Source organism: Erythrobacter sp. JB2-19 (genome assembly GCF_057365005.1).
Map to the genome: position 1 here is coordinate 3,048,544 of NZ_CP200290.1, position 14,887 is coordinate 3,063,430.

The window sequence follows — 14,887 nt, forward strand, 5'->3', positions numbered from 1 at the left end:
CAAAAGCTACACTGCCCGTGCACCCTCGCGCTATGTCCTCTTCCCCTCTTTCCCCAATGCTTCTAGGAGAATGAGCTTATGACAGTCCATTTCCATGAAGAAGACCTGCCCGCAGGCGTACTCGCCGATGGCCCAGTGGCCGTTGATACTGAAACCATGGGCCTGATCACCCACCGTGATCGGTTGTGCGTGGTGCAGATCAGCGATGGCCAAGGGGACGAGCATCTGGTGCGCTTTGGCCCGGATAGCGACTATGCCGCGCCCAATCTGAAGGCAGTGCTGGCGGACCCTGCGCGGATAAAGCTCTACCATTATGCCCGCTTCGATCTGGCCGCGATCCATTACTATCTGGGCGTGATGGCCGCACCGGTGTTCTGCACCAAGATCGCCAGCAAGCTGGTGCGGACCTACACCGACCGCCATGGTCTGAAGAACCTGGCCAATGAGCTGCTGGGTGCAGAGATATCCAAACAGCAACAATCGAGCGATTGGGGCGGACCGGAGCTGAGCGAGGCGCAGCGGGAATATGCGGCCTCTGATGTGCGTTACCTGCACGCCATGCGAGAGGAGCTGATCAAGCGGTTAGAACGCGAAGGGCGCACAGAGATAGCGCAGGCCTGTTTCGACTTCCTGCCAACGCGCGCATTGCTCGACATGGCGGGTTGGCCAGAGCACGACATCTTCAACCACATGTAAGGCAAGGCTGGGCAAAGCACTCTCATGGTCATCAAACGGCGCATAGAAACAAGCAAGGCAAAGGCGCTTCGCGGCAAGCGCCAGCACTTTGCCGCGCCTGGCGGCTCGCATGACAAGCTCGTCGGCTTCTTGGCCCGCGCTTTGCCGATGGGCGTTGGGGTCATGGCGGCGTTGATGATCATCACCCCGCTGTCACCGCGCGGCGAAATCTCATTCCTGCTCGACCGCAACAAAGTGGCGATGATCAGCGAACGGCTCAGCGTGGATAACGCCATGTACCGCGGGCGCGATGAACGCGGACGACCGTTCTCGATCCAGGCTGGCGAAGCGGTGCAGCGATCCAGCGCCGAAGGCATCGTGCGCATGGACGATCTGATCGCGCAATTGCTCTTGCCAGAAGGACCTGCGCGGATCAGCGCTCCTGGCGGGGCCTATGACATTGATGAAGAGGTCGTTGATGTTGACGGCGCCGTTAGGTTACGGGCCGCCGATGGCTACACCATGACCGCGCGCGGCGTGTCCGTTGACCTTGAAGAGCGCGCGATGCGCGGCGACGACGGGGTCGAGGGTGCTGTGCCTGCTGGCACTTTCAGCGCCAACGCACTGAGAGCGGACCTGTCTGCACGCACGATTACGCTGGAAGGCAATGCAAAACTGTCCATGATACCGGGCGAATTGAGGATACCATGACGCACACCGCACCCCCTTCACTGACCCGCACTGCCGCCCGCTGGGCGCTAGGCGGATTGGTCGGCACCGCTGCCTTTATGGGCGCGATCCAGGTCGGCGCCCAGGGTATTGCCGCGCACAACAGCCGCGCCCCGGTGGACTTTGACGCGGGCCGGATTGAGCTGCAAGATCGGGAAAACCGCGTGGCTTTGTCGGGCAATGTGATCGTGCGTCAGGCTGGCCTCACCGTGCAATCGAACCGGATGCTGGTGAATTACAGCGACAGCGGATCACTCGATATTCAGCGTATTACCGCAACCGGCGGCGTCACCGTGTCGCGCGGTGATGAGCGGGCGAGCGGCGATGTCGCGATCTATGACTTTGGCAGGCGGATCATCACAATGTCGGGCAATGTTCGCCTCGCGCGCGGCGGCGATAGGCTGAACGGCGGGCGCTTGGTGATCGACCTTAGAACCGGGCTGTCCAGCGTTGATGGCCGCGCATCGGGCGGTCCAGCTGGGGCTACACAGGGTTCAGATGGCCGGGTGACGGGCAGCTTCTCCGTCCCGCAAGACGGCGAATAGACGGTGGAGGCACGCTACGCAGTGCTCAAAAAGCACGGTCGTGGCGCAGCACCGACAAGGTGCGCAAAGTGATCTCCACATCGCGGCGCAGGGTCCAGCCAGCGATATACTCAAGGTCGGATTGAAGGCGATCGGTTAGATCGGATTCCCGCTCTGTCGCGCCCCGATGCCCGCGCACCTGAGCCAGCCCGGTTAGACCAGGTTTGAGCGAATGGCGCCGCCAATATTGGCCATCGACCTCCCAAAACAGCTTGTCGCCCGCCTGGCTGCCGAGCGCGTGAGGACGCGGCCCAACAATCGACATCTCACCGCGCAACACGTTCCAGAGCTGCGGCAGCTCATCAATGCTGCTAGAGCGGATGAACCGGCCAATGCGGGTTATACGATCATCGCCGCGCACGGTTGATCGCTCGCCGCTCTCATCCCCGCTTTCCGCCCGCATGCTGCGAAATTTGAGCATGTTGAAAAACTCATTGCCACGCCCAACGCGCCGCTGAGCGAAGAGCACAGGCCCGCCGTCCTCCAGCTTAATCAGCAGCGCAAACACAGCCAGCACAGGTGACAAAACGATCAGGCCGATCGACGCAAGAACGATGTCGTAACACCGCTTCGTCGCGCGGGCCCGCATGCGGAGCGGCCCGGTCGACACGACCAGTGAGGTTACATCCTGCACATCGTATCGCTGCACGCCCATCGCTCCCAAGCGCTGCGCAGGCTCACTCAGGATCTCGCCAAACACCCCAACAGATTTGAGCAGGATCGCCCATTGCTGACGCCGCAGGGAGGAGCTGGAAATGACCACATTGTCTTGATTGCGCAGCAATTGCCCAATCTTGTCGCGCATATGCGGATCTTGGCTGCCCGGATCGAGGCCCAGATCACGCGCGTCAATCACGGTCGCGTCGCGCAGTGCAAAAGCGGGGCCGCCATCATCAATGACGAGATAATTGCGGATCTTCCCGCCCCAAAACCGAGCGATAAACGCAACCAATCCACGCCGCGCCAGCGCCATCAAGGTAAAGGACAAAATGAGCCCCAGCGACATTGAGACCCGCGAGAACTCCGCATTGGCTTTGGCGAAAAACGCGAGAAAGTTGAGCAGGCCAACCGAGATCACCAAGGCAACTGCCAGTTTTCTGACCGCATAGCCCCAGTCGGTGAGCGACCGGGCGCAATAGCTCGTGTTGTAAAGCGCTATCGTAAAATAGATCGGCAATAATATCGCCGTCGCCAGCACGGCGCGCGGTTCCCACCAAATATTCTCATAGGCGAAAGCCGCAAATACAAATCCGAAATGCAATAAAATCAGATCGATGAGCAGCATCGCGATATAGGCGCGAAGTCGCCGACGCTCCAACGAGGGCGCCGATTGTAGCTCTGTCTTTTGCGACCGCGCACTAGCAACAATCGGTCCCGACAGCTTATTCATGATCCTATCAGCATCATTTCTACGACCCCGGTATTTTTACCTAAGGGAGAGTCTAATGCAATTGGATCAGCAACGCGAATTTTATGCGGAACGCCATGCCGCAAGAATTCACCGCCTGGCAGCAAACCTAGCGATTTCCGCAAGACCTTGGGCAAGCAGCATCTCCGCCGCCTGACTGTTCGACAGCAAAGTCCTGTGCATTTCGACCAGGCGCGGGATCAGCCGATCCAGCTTGCGTGCATGCCATTTCGTCAATTGCTGACGGATGTCGCGCTCCTCACGCCAAAATATGCCAAGCTGCGCCTTTTCGCCCTTACCCAGATTGTCGAGTGAACCGCGCGGGCCAAGCTTCGCGGTGATCTGAGCCAATTGCGCCGCACGCCGCTCTATCGCGAGCAGTAAGCCCACAGGGTTCAGGCCCAGCTCCCGCATGCGGCGGATTTCGCGATCAATCCGGGGCAGTTCTCCGCCCATCACCGCATTGACGAGCGGTTGAAACCCTTCTTCCTCGGTAGCGGCACCAATCTCTCCATAATCTTCGATGGAGGCGGTCTTCGGCTCAAGCGGATCAGCGCCGCAATAAAGCGCGAGCTTGGTCACTTCTGATTGGGCCAACCGCACGTCAAGGCCGGCCGCGCGCGCAATACGCTCCGCCAAATCACCGCCCAGTCGCAGACCGGCAGCATCCGCCATTGCCCGCACTGACACCGCGACAGAGGAAAGGTCCGGCGGCCAGAACATAGCAACCATACCGTCTTTGCGTTTCTCAATCAGCTTGGCCGTGCGTGCTTTATCGGTGGCGGAGGTGGCAACGATCAGGACCGGAGCCGCCTCGCCCGCACCTGCTTCGCCCGTCTCGATCAAGGCTTTGACCGCATCATGCGCTTCATCGCCATTGGCGCGGACAAACAAATGACGCTTATCGCCAAACAAGGAGCCAGAGCGGGCCTCATCCCCCAACATCGCCGGGTCTCGTTTGAGGTCACCGCCAGAGATCTCGATCCGCTCGCCCGCGTCGGGCAGGCCTTCGATAATCTTGGCGGCTGCAGCAGATGCCCCTGCCTCATCGGGTCCGCAGAAAAAGAAGATGGAGCAATTGGCAGCGCCGCTGGGTAGGCCGCGTGCAAAATCGCGCTGGGTCGCCTTCATTGGCCCGCTGGCGCGCTACCGGCCGTCTTGGCTTGTGCGCGCAAGGTCAGGGCGATCTGGGTCACCATTCGGCCTGCCACCTCCTTGGAGAGGTTTTCAAGCGCAGTCTGCTCCGCCGCAATTGTCGCAAATTCTGAGGAAACCACATCAATGCCCGCATCGGCACCAGCAGTCGCATCGAGCAGAATTTCGCCGCTGGCAATATCGATCAATTGATAGCGCGCGCGCAGAATGCGGCGCTCTCGGCTGATCGTGTCATCATTGAGCACACCCAGCGCCTCAAGCGCATCATCGAGCCGCACCTCTAACCGGTAGCGGGGAGCGACAGCGCCCGACACTTGCAAACGGTCCTCCAACGCCCCGCGCAGCAGCCACCCGCCGCGCCCGGGAATGGTCGGGATCTGTACCGCGGCCAGTCCATTGGTCACCCCCGCATTGGTGCCGTCGCTCGAGTAGAGCGGTTGCAGGACGCAGGACGCCAGAACCGGCGACAGCGCAACACACGCGAGCAAGGCAAGCGCGCGGCGCATCATGTAACGATGTTCACCAGTCTATCAGGCACCACGATCACTTTGCGTATCTCCGCTCCATCGAGTGAACGCTGGACCTTCTCACTCGCCAGCGCAAGCGCTTCGAGGTCTTCTTTCGCAGCCCCTTTGGGCGCGGTCAGTGTGTCGCGCAGCTTGCCCTTGTGCTGGACTGCGATGGTGACTTCATCCTCAACCAGCATGGCTGGATCATGCACGGGCCAGGCGGCGTCCGCGATCAGGCCGCTTTCATTCTGCCTCGACCAGATCTCTTCGGTCAGGTGCGGCATCATCGGGCTGACGAGATGCAGGATGGTGCGGATCGCGAAATTGCGGCTTTCGCTTGGCGCTGCCTTTTCCGCCGCTCCGGTAAGCTCGTAAATGCGCGCGACCGCTTTGTTAAAGCTCAGCGCTTCGATGTCTTCAGCGACCGCAACCATGGCCTGATGAGCCTTGCGAGCGAGCGCTTTGTCTTCGCCTGAGGCGGCAGGATCAAGGCTTTCGAACAGACGCCAGAGCCGCTGTACAAACCGTCCGCAGCCTTCAATCCCGGCCTCTGACCATGGCAGATCGCGCTCTGGCGGGCTATCGGACAGCATGAACCAGCGCACCGCGTCCGCGCCATATTCGTCGATAATTCCGTCCGGATCGACGACGTTCTTTTTCGACTTGGACATTTTAACGACGCGGCCTGCGGTGACCGGCGCGCCATCCTCAATCCGGATCCAATCGGCCCCATCCTTGCGCACTTCGGCGGGTGAAAGCCAGCTACCATCGCCCAGGCTATACGTCTCATGGGTCACCATGCCCTGAGTGAAGAGCGCGGCGAACGGCTCGGCCACATCGATCTTGCCGATATGCTTGAGCGCGCGGGTCCAGAACCTGGCATAGAGCAAGTGCAGGATCGCATGCTCGATGCCGCCAATATAATGCTCCACCGGCATCCATTTGGCGACTTCTTCCGCGTCGAATGGCGCATCCACAGGCTGGCTGGTGAAGCGCAGGAAATACCATGAGGAATTGGTAAAGGTGTCGAGTGTATCGGTCTCGCGTCGCGCATCGCCTCCGCATTTGGGGCAGGTCGTCTTGCTCCAAGTCGGATGGCGTTCGAGAGGATTACCGGGCGTCTCAAAATCAACATCGTCGGGCAGCGTGACTGGCAGCTGATCTTTCGGCACGGGCACAACGCCGCAAGTATCGCAGTGGATGAAGGGGATCGGTGTGCCCCAATATCTCTGGCGCGAGACGCCCCAATCGCGCAGCCGCCAAACGGTGGTGCCATTGCCCCATCCGCCCGCTTCTGCGCGTGCATTCACCTCGGCCTTAGCAGCCTCAACACTCATGCCATTGAGGAAGTCAGAGTTGACGATCACCCCGTCTCCGGTGGCCGCTTCGCCCTCAAATGGGGCGTCCGCTTCGCTCACGTCGCTGGCGACAACGCGCGCAATCGGCAGGTCATATTTGGTTGCGAATTCAAAGTCGCGCTGGTCATGGCCTGGCACGCCCATCACCGCGCCTGTGCCGTAATCCATCAGCACAAAATTGGCGATAAACACCGGCAGAGGCTCACCAGTGAAGGGATGCTTCGCCGTGACGCCCGTATCAAAGCCGAGCTTTTCAGCGGTCTCCAGCTCAGCTGCGGTCGTCCCGCCGCGCTTGCATTCTTCGATAAAGCTCGCTGCCGCCGGATCGCTCGCGCCGACTTGCTGCGCCAATGGATGATCGGCCGCTACCGCACAGAAACTTGCGCCGAAAATCGTATCCGGACGCGTCGAATAAACCGGCAGCTTGTCGCCATTTGAAATCTCAAATGAAAACTCAAGACCGGTGGATTTCCCGATCCAGTTTTCCTGCATCAGCCGGACTTTCTCAGGCCAATCTTTCAGCTCATCCAGGCCATCGAGCAGTTCGCCTGCAAAATCAGTGATCTTTAAGAACCACTGATCCAGCTTGCGCTTTTCAACCTCAGCGCCGCTGCGCCAGCCCTTGCCATCGATCACCTGCTCATTGGCGAGAACGGTCATGTCGACCGGGTCCCAGTTCACCTCGCTGCTGCGGCGATAGACCAGCCCGGCTTCATACATGTCGATGAACAGCGATTGTTCATGGCCATAATATTCTGGATCGCAGGTCGCGAACTCGCGCGTCCAATCAAGCGCAAAGCCGATGCGCTGCAATTGCGCTTTCATCGCCTCGATATTGGCCCGGGTCCAGCTGCCGGGATGGACCTTCTTTTCCATCGCCGCGTTTTCAGCCGGCATGCCGAACGCGTCCCACCCCATCGGATGGAGCACTTCGTGTCCGCGCATCTTCTTATACCGCGCCAGCACGTCGCCCATGGTGTAATTGCGCACGTGCCCCATATGGATGCGGCCCGAGGGATAGGGGAACATCTCAAGGATGAAGCTCTTGGGCTTGGACGAAGAGCTGTCAGCGGTAAAAGTGCCCGCCTCGCTCCACGCACGTTGCCAGCGCCCGTCGGCTCTGGACGGATCAAAACGCGTATCAGTCATGAAACCCCGCTAGGGAAATTTGGCTTAGCTGGCTACAGCTTTGCGGCGCAGATCGCGCGCTTTCGTCAGGATAATGTCTTCCAGCTTCTGAACGGTCGCGGCCTGTACCGGCGCATCGACCCATCCACCACCCTGAGCAACCTGACGACTGGCGGCAACGCGCAAGGCATCGGCGCGCAAATCCTGATCAAGGATGGTCACGGTCACTTTCACGCGCTCGTTCGGATTGCTGGGGTTGGCATACCAATCGGTAACGATCACGCCGCCCGCACTGTCGGCTTGAAGCAGCGGAGCAAAGCTGACGGTTTCGAGAGATGCGCGCCACAGAAAGGAATTGACGCCAATCGTATTGACCTGAGAGGCAACCATATCCGCCTGCGGACGTTCGCCGCCGCCACATGCAGCCAGGGAAGCTGCTCCCAATCCGGCAAGAAAGACGCGGAACGAATAAGAAAGCGTATTTTGAGCGCGGGTCACAGCGGTAAATTCCTTTTGCATCACGAACAGCCTCTATAACCTCGCGGGCCAGCGCGGCAAGCGGTCACGAGACCAATCGGGGCCAATTATCCGCGTATTCTAGCGCGGCATGCGCCTTTATAGCGGCTGAACTGCGGCATTGGACGGCAAAACATTCTGCAAATCCAATTGTGTGCACAATGCAACAGATTCGTTTGAGTCCTGCCAAAAACGCTAGGTCAAGGCGGGATCTCGACCTCCGGAGGATTGCCTAGAGGCCGCTCATAGTTCTATTATTCCTATTACTGCATAAAAGTAGCGAGTCGTTTCGGGGCAAACTCAGCCAATGTTCAGGCAGGGAATGCTTTGATCAGGACGATAATGATCGAAGGATTTGAGTGAACGCCATGGCAGGCAAGGGTAACCAGATTGGAAGTAAGGCGCAGCGCAAGCTGCCGCTGATGCTTGCCGCTGGTGCGCTGGCGCTGGGTGTGCCCTCAACCGGCCTTGCCCTGGTTAGCCTCACGGAGAGCGTGCCCGGGCTGGAAACATCCGCACTCGACATTTTCACACCCGCATCGGTCGATCCAGAGCTTGCCGCGATATTCGCAAGCAAGGATGGCGGCGACGGCATGCGCTTTACCCCTGCTGGCGCCGCGAGCGCGGGCAATGGTGATCGCACGGTGACCGTCGCTGTTCGAGTGGACAGTGATATCGCTGAGGCAATCTCCGTGCGCTCTGCAATTGACGCGGCGCCCGGCGTAGGCAGCGGTATCGCAGCCGTGCAACCCACACGTTATAACCTTGGCATTGCGCGCGGTTATGACAGTTTTGCCCGGCCAGTCGCGCTGCCCGACACGGTTCGAAACCTGTCTATGCCTGACCTTGCAACGTTTGAGCCTGCTGGCCCAACCGCCAAGGACAAGCCAAGTCGTCTTCAGCCGCGGATCGAGCTGGAAAGTGGCAATGTTGCAGGTACCTCGCCCAATACGCTGGGATCGCTTGAGCGGCAAACCCTTGATGTGGGCGGCGCTTACCGGATTTCGCGCAACCTCAATGTGACCGCCGGTGTGCGCCTGTCGCAAGAGCGCGATCGTTTGGACCCGCTGACCAATGCCGAACAAGACAATCAGGCTGTTTACGTCGGAACTCAGTTCAAGTTCTGATCGGCCTCTCGCTCGTTCGGGCTACAGAAATTCGTATGCAAGACCTCGCTTTCGCGGGGTTTTTTGTTGCCTGACGTTACGGCAAGGGTATCCCTGAGATGGATAAACGATTCACAGGGATCACAGGCATATGAGCAAAGTAGCAATCGTCACCGGAGGCACACGCGGCATCGGAGAGGCCATATGCCAGCGCCTTAAGCGGCAAGGTCACACTGTCATCGCCAATTACGGCGGCAATGATGAAAGCGCGCGGGCCTTTACCGAGGCAACCGGCATCCCCTCAATGAAATGGGACGTGGGTGATCACGAAGCCTGCCTCGAAGGCTGCGCCAAAGTAGCCGAAGAGCATGGTCCGGTCGATATCGTCGTCAACAATGCCGGCATCACGCGCGATGGCACTTTGCACAAGATGAGCTTTGACGACTGGAATGATGTTATGCGCGTCAATCTGGGTGGGTGCTTCAACATGGCGAAGGCAACATTTCCCGGTATGCGCGAGAGAAACTGGGGCAGGATAGTCAATATTGGCTCAATCAACGGACAAGCTGGCCAATATGGCCAGGTCAACTACGCCGCCGCCAAATCCGGCATCCATGGGTTCACCAAAGCTCTCGCACAGGAAGGCGCCAAGTTCGGCGTGACCGTTAACGCCATTGCTCCCGGCTATATCGACACCGATATGGTCGCGGCTGTTCCAGAACCCGTGCTGGAGAAAATCGTCGCCAAGATACCCGTAGGACGTTTGGGCCAGGCGGAAGAAATTGCGCGCGGCGTTGCCTTTTTCACCTCTGACAATGGTGCATTCATGACCGGCTCCACCATGAGCATCAACGGCGGCCAGCATATGTATTAAGGTCGGCCTATTCGATAACGTAGCCCACCACTTTGAATACCCCATTTTCGCGCTCAATAGTGACGTCCTCGATCGCCGCTTCACGGTTTTCGAACGCTGTGAGAAAGCGTACCCGTATATAGCCTCGCGGAGGCGCGTTCAGGTGATCGATTGCGATGGCTTCCCTTTTGATCACAGCGCCGAGTGGAACCCTCGCCTGCTCGGATGCCCTTTGCCATCCCTCCACCGTATTGAACTCTTTAAAACTCATCCCTGCAGCCTCAAAGCTGCCTTCCCACTCGCCCTTATCAACCAATGCGAGCCAATCACTCGCTATCTGCACCCGGGATGCGTCCCGGCTCGCGAGTTCGGCCGTTAGGCCTCTGTCAGCAGCACCTTCCTGGAAGGCGTCACCAGAAACTGACACCGAAAGAATGGCGACAAGTGCAATAGAAAACATCAGAATTCCTCCAATCCAAATGGCCCGCCCCAAGGTCGGTTGCGGGATAGGAGGATCCTTGTGAGGAACGTGCGGATGGGCATCCCCAATTGCCTTGTATGCAAGATTTTCGTGGGGTCCCTCCTCGCACTCGTAGAGCAATCGCGCCGCCTCACGGCTACTCGTCACCCCAAGTTTACGCCGCGCGGCGCGAAGGCGCTCGTTGATCGTATGCACCGAAAGGTCGAGCGCGCGAGCAGCGGATTTCGCATCATGACCGCGAAAGATCAGTCGTAAGGTGTCCTTTTCCTTGCCGGTCAGGGTGTGAAGTGCGGTCTTCATGACGGTAATTTAGCCGCACCACCAAAGGCGGCCACCCCGAATTTCTTGTATGGTGTCTAGGGCGGCCAGCATATGTATTAGGATCAGGCTGGGTCAGGCATCTGATCCCGGCGCAGGTTCAGGATCGGGGTCTCGCGGGGCAAACTCCCCCAGCAGCGCGGCCGCTGACCAAACTCCAAGAGTGATCACGAGTTTCTCGTCGACACCCTCAATCGCTTTTTCGACTAGCCCCAGCCACGCATACGCGGCCATAAAGACCGTCAGTTGCACGGCCAGCCAGATCCGCCGTGTGGTCTTGGAGACCATCAGGATGAAGCCGATCAAGGTGGCGGTGATAAACAATAGGATCGCATAGTCGGACGAACTCAGATCGGTCAGTCCAGCAAAGTTGACGCCAACAATCGCACCGAAAAACAGATTGAGCGCATCGACCGAGGCTCGATATTCGGATTCACGCAGACGGCCGGTGTCGCCCAGGCTTTTTGCGATCTCTTTCACACTCTGCGTAATCATCCCCTTGCGATCAGCCATCAGCAATCCCCTTATCCGACTTCTGCACTGCAAGACTTAGCGTTCTGGCGCGAGATGGGAAGCCCACCGGGGACCACGAGCGGATTTGAAGGGCAGACTACTTCAGGCGAAACTTTCCGCGTGCGTCCTCCACTTTATCGCGCGCCGCGCAGCCCGGAGCATGGTCATTCACCAGACCCATCGCCTGCATAAAGGCGTAGGCCGTCGTCGGGCCGACAAACTTCCAGCCGCGCTTTTTCAGATCTTTGGAAAGAGCCGTGGATGCATCGGTTGAGCCTGGCATGTGCTTGCCATCCCAAAGGCGCTCACGCGGCTCAAACTGCCAGAAATATGTCGCCAGAGAGCCCTCATCTTCAACCATTTCGATCGCACGCCGGGCATTGTTGATCGTCGCCTCGATCTTGCCGCGGTGGCGAATGATCCCCGCGTCTTGAAGCAAGCGTTCAACGTCCGTTTCGTCGAACTCCGCCACTTTGTGAAAGTCGAAATCATGAAAGACGGCGCGAAAGTTCTCACGCTTTTCCAGGATCGTTCGCCAGCTCAAACCCGATTGAAAGCCTTCCAGGCAAATCTTCTCAAACAGGCGGCGATCATCGCCAACCGGATAGCCCCATTCGCTGTCGTGGTACTGCTCATATTGCGGTGTCGCGCTCGACCATCCGCAGCGCGCAACTCCATCCTCGCTCGTCACTATCTCGACCATTTCACCCTCCGCATTTCTAGTAGAGAGCACCAGATCGCCGGGCGCACGTCAATCGCCAATGGGCAAGGCACAACCGGTGCGCTATCGCTGACGGCGCTATGGCGGACACACCCTATCACCCTCCGGTCAAACGCTCGGTTGAGATCGCCGGGCATAAGACCTCGATTAGCCTAGAGCCGGTGTTCTGGGACATGCTGCGCCGCGCAGCAGAGGCAGAAGACGTCCCGATCAATGCTCTGGTCGGGCGGATCGACGAAGAGCGGATCAAGGCTGAGACCCCGCCCGGATTGGCAAGCGCTATCAGGGTGTGGTTGGTATCTCGTATGTCGGAGCCGGCGCCGGGCGCACCGCCCTGACAGTGTATCGTCCGGGTTTAAGAGCGAGCTTTATATCCTCGCCCGGTTCCACCCAGACCCTGTCAACAGGCACCGCTTCAAACGGTTCTCCTTCGGCAAAGGCTTCGATAATCAGCGTTTCTTCGGCGCTGGAGTAGGCTTCGGGTATATCCACCGGATGTGCTCCATCGTCGAAGCGCCAGGCAGCCCGGCCGTGGCGAAATCCATGCACGGGGTGGTCGACGTGTAGATCAAACCAGCCATCCACACGCTCAGGCGCTTTGGATAACTGCACTGTATCGGAGCTGCCACGGCAATAGGTTTGCGCAATCGTAAGCGGGTCCACACCAGTGTAACGTTTCAGGCGACCGGCCATCCAGGTAAGATCGAAACCGTCCACTCGGGTCTGCTCAACCTCGCGTGCATGCGAATAGCCGACGTGGATGATGAGTTTCTCATCCGGTGCAAGACCTTCGAAAAGCGCGGCGAGATTGCGCGCCTGCGCCTCTTCGCGCTGAGCGATACTCTCATCCATAGTGCTTGGGGGTACGCGTTTGGGATCGTACGGCTGTTCATAAGCTGCCAAGCGGAAACCCAGACGTTTGGCTGTGCGCACCAATTCACCAAAGATCGGCTCGCGCAGATAATATCCGTCGCTGGATCTTGGATAGGGCAGGTCAGCGCTTTCCTCGATCGGATCCGCCTCATCCTGTCTGTTCAGAAACGTTTCGGCGGCGAACACAGTGTAGCCCAACGGACGCAAACGCTCGATTGCCCGCCGCGAGAAGTCGCGATGCAGTGTGACTTCATGGCTTTCGTTGACGATGACAATCCGGGTTTTGGTTGCACGCTCGGCTATGGTATCGAGAATGGCAGATCGGCCTTGCTCTGACCCCCTTAGAATTGGGCAAGGAGATGAGCGGTATTCGCTCGATCCTGCGGCTGCGCCCCGATCTTCGCGTCCGAGCCGACTCCAATCCTGCGCGACTATGCCCGATACATCAAAATTGCCGGGAAGCCCTTTGGGCACGTAGGGTGCGGCATAGACATCCTCTTGCCCGGTTTCCCCAGCGTTAATAGGAGGGTGGATAGCAACCAGTTCAACCTCAGCGTTGTCAGCCTTGATGTCTCGAATATCCTCAGCCAGCGCCCATCCCGAAGCACTCAAAGCCAGGGCAGCAAAACAACACGAGCGCGCATCAATCATCGTCAACCCGCTCAATATCCGCGCCGACCACCTGAAGCTTCTCCTCCAGCCGCTCATAGCCGCGATCAAGATGATAGATCCGGCGCACCGTCGTCTCACCTTCTGCCGCGAGCGCCGCGATGATCAGGCTCATTGAGGCGCGCAGATCGGTTGCCATCACCTCTGCGCCAGTCAACTCAGAGGGGCCTTTCACAATCGCCGTACGGCCCTCGGTCGCAATATCCGCGCTCATCCGCGACAGCTCCGGCACGTGCATAAAGCGGTTTTCAAAGATCGTCTCTTTCAGCACGCTGGTGCCATGCGCCTTGCAAAGCAGGCTCATCAATTGCGCCTGCATATCTGTGGCGAGGCCGGGGTAGGGCGCGGTGGTGAGGTCAGTGGCCTTTAGCGGTCCGTCGGCGCGCACCGTCATGCCGCGCGCGTCCACTTCAATCTCCACCCCGATATTGCGCAGCGCATTATTGGTCGCAGTCATCTCGCTGGCATTGGCGCCTTCGAGCCGCACTTCGCCGCCTGTGATCGCCGCCGCGCAGGCATAGGAGCCCGCTTCGATCCGATCGGCCATCACCTTATAAGTCGCGCCATTGAGGCGTTTGACCCCGTGAATGGTCAGATCAGATGTGCCGATCCCTTCGATCTCTGCACCCATCGCGGTTAGCAGATTGCACAGATCGACAATCTCTGGCTCGCGCGCGGCATTGAACAGCCGGCTTGTGCCATTGGCGAGCACAGCCGCCATCAATGCGTTTTCGGTCGCTCCGACAGACACCACTGGAAAATCAAAGTCCCCGCCCGGCAGCCCGCCATCGGGTGCAATCGCTTTTACATATCCTTGCGCCAACTCAATCTCTGCGCCGAACGCTTCAAGGGCCTTGAGGTGGAGGTCAATCGGGCGATTGCCGATTGCACAGCCGCCCGGCATCGAAACCGTCGCTTCGCCTGCACGCGCCAGCATCGGTCCAAGCACCAGGATTGAGGCGCGCATTTTGCGGACCAAATCATAAGGCGCGACATTCGAAGTCAGGCGCTGAGCCTCAAAGGTGACGACCCGGCCAAAGTCCTCTGGACGCTTGCCCTGAATGCTCACCGAGACACCAAATTGACCCATCAAATGCTGGAACCCGTCAATATCCGCTAGCCGCGGCAAATTGCGCAAGGTCATGGGTTCTTCGGTCAGCAAAGCACACGGTATCAACGTAAGCGCCGCGTTCTTCGCACCAGAGATCGGCAGAGTTCCTGAAAGGCGATTGCCGCCCCGAATAAGCAATTTGTCCATCGTCATGCCTTAGCCAAAAACGCGTGCCGCGCA

General features: G+C 59.0%; 16 protein-coding genes. 6 read left to right on the forward strand and 10 right to left on the reverse strand.

What is annotated here, in order from left to right:
- Positions 1-78: 78 nt before the first annotated feature.
- The 3 genes from AC0V6O_RS14570 to AC0V6O_RS14580 are packed head-to-tail and all read left to right on the forward strand — an operon-like array spanning position 79 to position 1,949.
- Positions 79-696: a ribonuclease D gene (locus tag AC0V6O_RS14570; RefSeq protein WP_486145140.1), complete on the forward strand. Its 618-nt coding sequence runs from the start codon at positions 79-81 to the stop codon at positions 694-696.
- Between the two features lie 24 nt (positions 697-720).
- Positions 721-1,386: an LPS export ABC transporter periplasmic protein LptC gene (lptC, locus tag AC0V6O_RS14575; RefSeq protein WP_472640008.1), complete on the forward strand. Its 666-nt coding sequence runs from the start codon at positions 721-723 to the stop codon at positions 1,384-1,386.
- Positions 1,383-1,949: an LptA/OstA family protein gene (locus AC0V6O_RS14580; RefSeq protein WP_486145142.1), complete on the forward strand. Its 567-nt coding sequence runs from the start codon at positions 1,383-1,385 to the stop codon at positions 1,947-1,949. Before lptC ends, AC0V6O_RS14580 begins: the two co-directional genes overlap by 4 nt.
- Positions 1,950-1,974: 25 nt before the next feature.
- Here AC0V6O_RS14580 and AC0V6O_RS14585 read toward each other — a convergent pair whose 3' ends face one another.
- The 5 genes from AC0V6O_RS14585 to AC0V6O_RS14605 form a co-directional block, all read right to left on the reverse strand.
- A complete protein-coding gene (locus tag AC0V6O_RS14585) occupies positions 1,975-3,378 on the reverse strand; it encodes a sugar transferase (RefSeq protein ID WP_486145144.1) in 1,404 nt (467 codons plus the stop codon).
- Between the two features lie 108 nt (positions 3,379-3,486).
- Positions 3,487-4,527, reverse strand: a complete 1,041-nt coding sequence (gene holA, locus AC0V6O_RS14590; protein WP_486145146.1) for a DNA polymerase III subunit delta — start codon at positions 4,525-4,527, stop codon at positions 3,487-3,489.
- Positions 4,524-5,057: an LPS assembly lipoprotein LptE gene (gene lptE / locus AC0V6O_RS14595; protein ID WP_486145652.1), complete on the reverse strand. Its 534-nt coding sequence runs from the start codon at positions 5,055-5,057 to the stop codon at positions 4,524-4,526. The genes holA and lptE overlap by 4 nt, the downstream gene beginning before the upstream one ends.
- The gene (gene leuS, locus AC0V6O_RS14600) at positions 5,057-7,567 is read right to left on the reverse strand and encodes a leucine--tRNA ligase (protein WP_486145148.1); all 2,511 of its coding nucleotides are present in this window, start codon (positions 7,565-7,567) and stop codon (positions 5,057-5,059) included. Before leuS ends, lptE begins: the two co-directional genes overlap by 1 nt.
- Before the next feature lie 24 nt (positions 7,568-7,591).
- Complete coding sequence (locus AC0V6O_RS14605; protein ID WP_472640013.1) at positions 7,592-8,065, reverse strand: DUF3576 domain-containing protein; 474 nt, start codon at positions 8,063-8,065, stop codon at positions 7,592-7,594.
- Positions 8,066-8,430: 365 nt separating this feature from the next.
- On the opposite strand from AC0V6O_RS14605, the gene AC0V6O_RS14610 reads away from it, so the two are divergent.
- Together AC0V6O_RS14610 and phbB are read left to right on the forward strand one after the other, a co-directional pair.
- The gene (locus tag AC0V6O_RS14610) at positions 8,431-9,189 is read left to right on the forward strand and encodes a hypothetical protein (RefSeq protein ID WP_486145654.1); all 759 of its coding nucleotides are present in this window, start codon (positions 8,431-8,433) and stop codon (positions 9,187-9,189) included.
- A gap of 130 nt (positions 9,190-9,319) precedes the next feature.
- Positions 9,320-10,042 (forward strand): acetoacetyl-CoA reductase, encoded by a 723-nt coding sequence (phbB, locus tag AC0V6O_RS14615; protein ID WP_486145151.1) that lies wholly within the window; start codon positions 9,320-9,322, stop codon positions 10,040-10,042.
- Positions 10,043-10,049: 7 nt separating this feature from the next.
- On the opposite strand, the gene AC0V6O_RS14620 is transcribed toward phbB, so the two are convergent.
- The 3 genes from AC0V6O_RS14620 to AC0V6O_RS14630 all read right to left on the reverse strand — a co-directional run bounded on the left by AC0V6O_RS14620 (position 10,050) and on the right by AC0V6O_RS14630 (position 12,066).
- Positions 10,050-10,802, reverse strand: coding sequence for a helix-turn-helix domain-containing protein (locus tag AC0V6O_RS14620; protein WP_486145153.1), 753 nt, complete (start codon positions 10,800-10,802; stop codon positions 10,050-10,052).
- Positions 10,803-10,895: 93 nt separating this feature from the next.
- Positions 10,896-11,333 (reverse strand): hypothetical protein, encoded by a 438-nt coding sequence (locus tag AC0V6O_RS14625; protein WP_486145155.1) that lies wholly within the window; start codon positions 11,331-11,333, stop codon positions 10,896-10,898.
- 97 nt (positions 11,334-11,430) lie between these two features.
- Entirely contained in the window at positions 11,431-12,066 is a 636-nt protein-coding gene (locus AC0V6O_RS14630; protein WP_486145157.1) for a DNA-3-methyladenine glycosylase I, read from the reverse strand.
- Between the two features lie 68 nt (positions 12,067-12,134).
- Here AC0V6O_RS14630 and AC0V6O_RS14635 point away from each other — a divergent pair, with 68 nt between their 5' ends.
- Positions 12,135-12,392, forward strand: a complete 258-nt coding sequence (locus AC0V6O_RS14635) for a ribbon-helix-helix domain-containing protein (RefSeq protein ID WP_486145159.1) — start codon at positions 12,135-12,137, stop codon at positions 12,390-12,392.
- Here the strand turns inward: AC0V6O_RS14635 and AC0V6O_RS14640 are convergent.
- Together AC0V6O_RS14640 and murA are read right to left on the reverse strand one after the other, a co-directional pair.
- Positions 12,337-13,539 carry a hypothetical protein gene (locus AC0V6O_RS14640; protein ID WP_486145161.1) on the reverse strand — a complete coding sequence of 401 codons (1,203 nt, stop codon included), beginning with the start codon at positions 13,537-13,539 and terminating at the stop codon, positions 12,337-12,339. The two genes, AC0V6O_RS14635 and AC0V6O_RS14640, sit on opposite strands and share 56 nt — an antisense overlap.
- 31 nt (positions 13,540-13,570) lie before the next feature.
- The gene (gene murA / locus AC0V6O_RS14645; RefSeq protein ID WP_486145163.1) at positions 13,571-14,854 is read right to left on the reverse strand and encodes a UDP-N-acetylglucosamine 1-carboxyvinyltransferase; all 1,284 of its coding nucleotides are present in this window, start codon (positions 14,852-14,854) and stop codon (positions 13,571-13,573) included.
- Between the last annotated feature and the right edge of the window lie 33 nt (positions 14,855-14,887).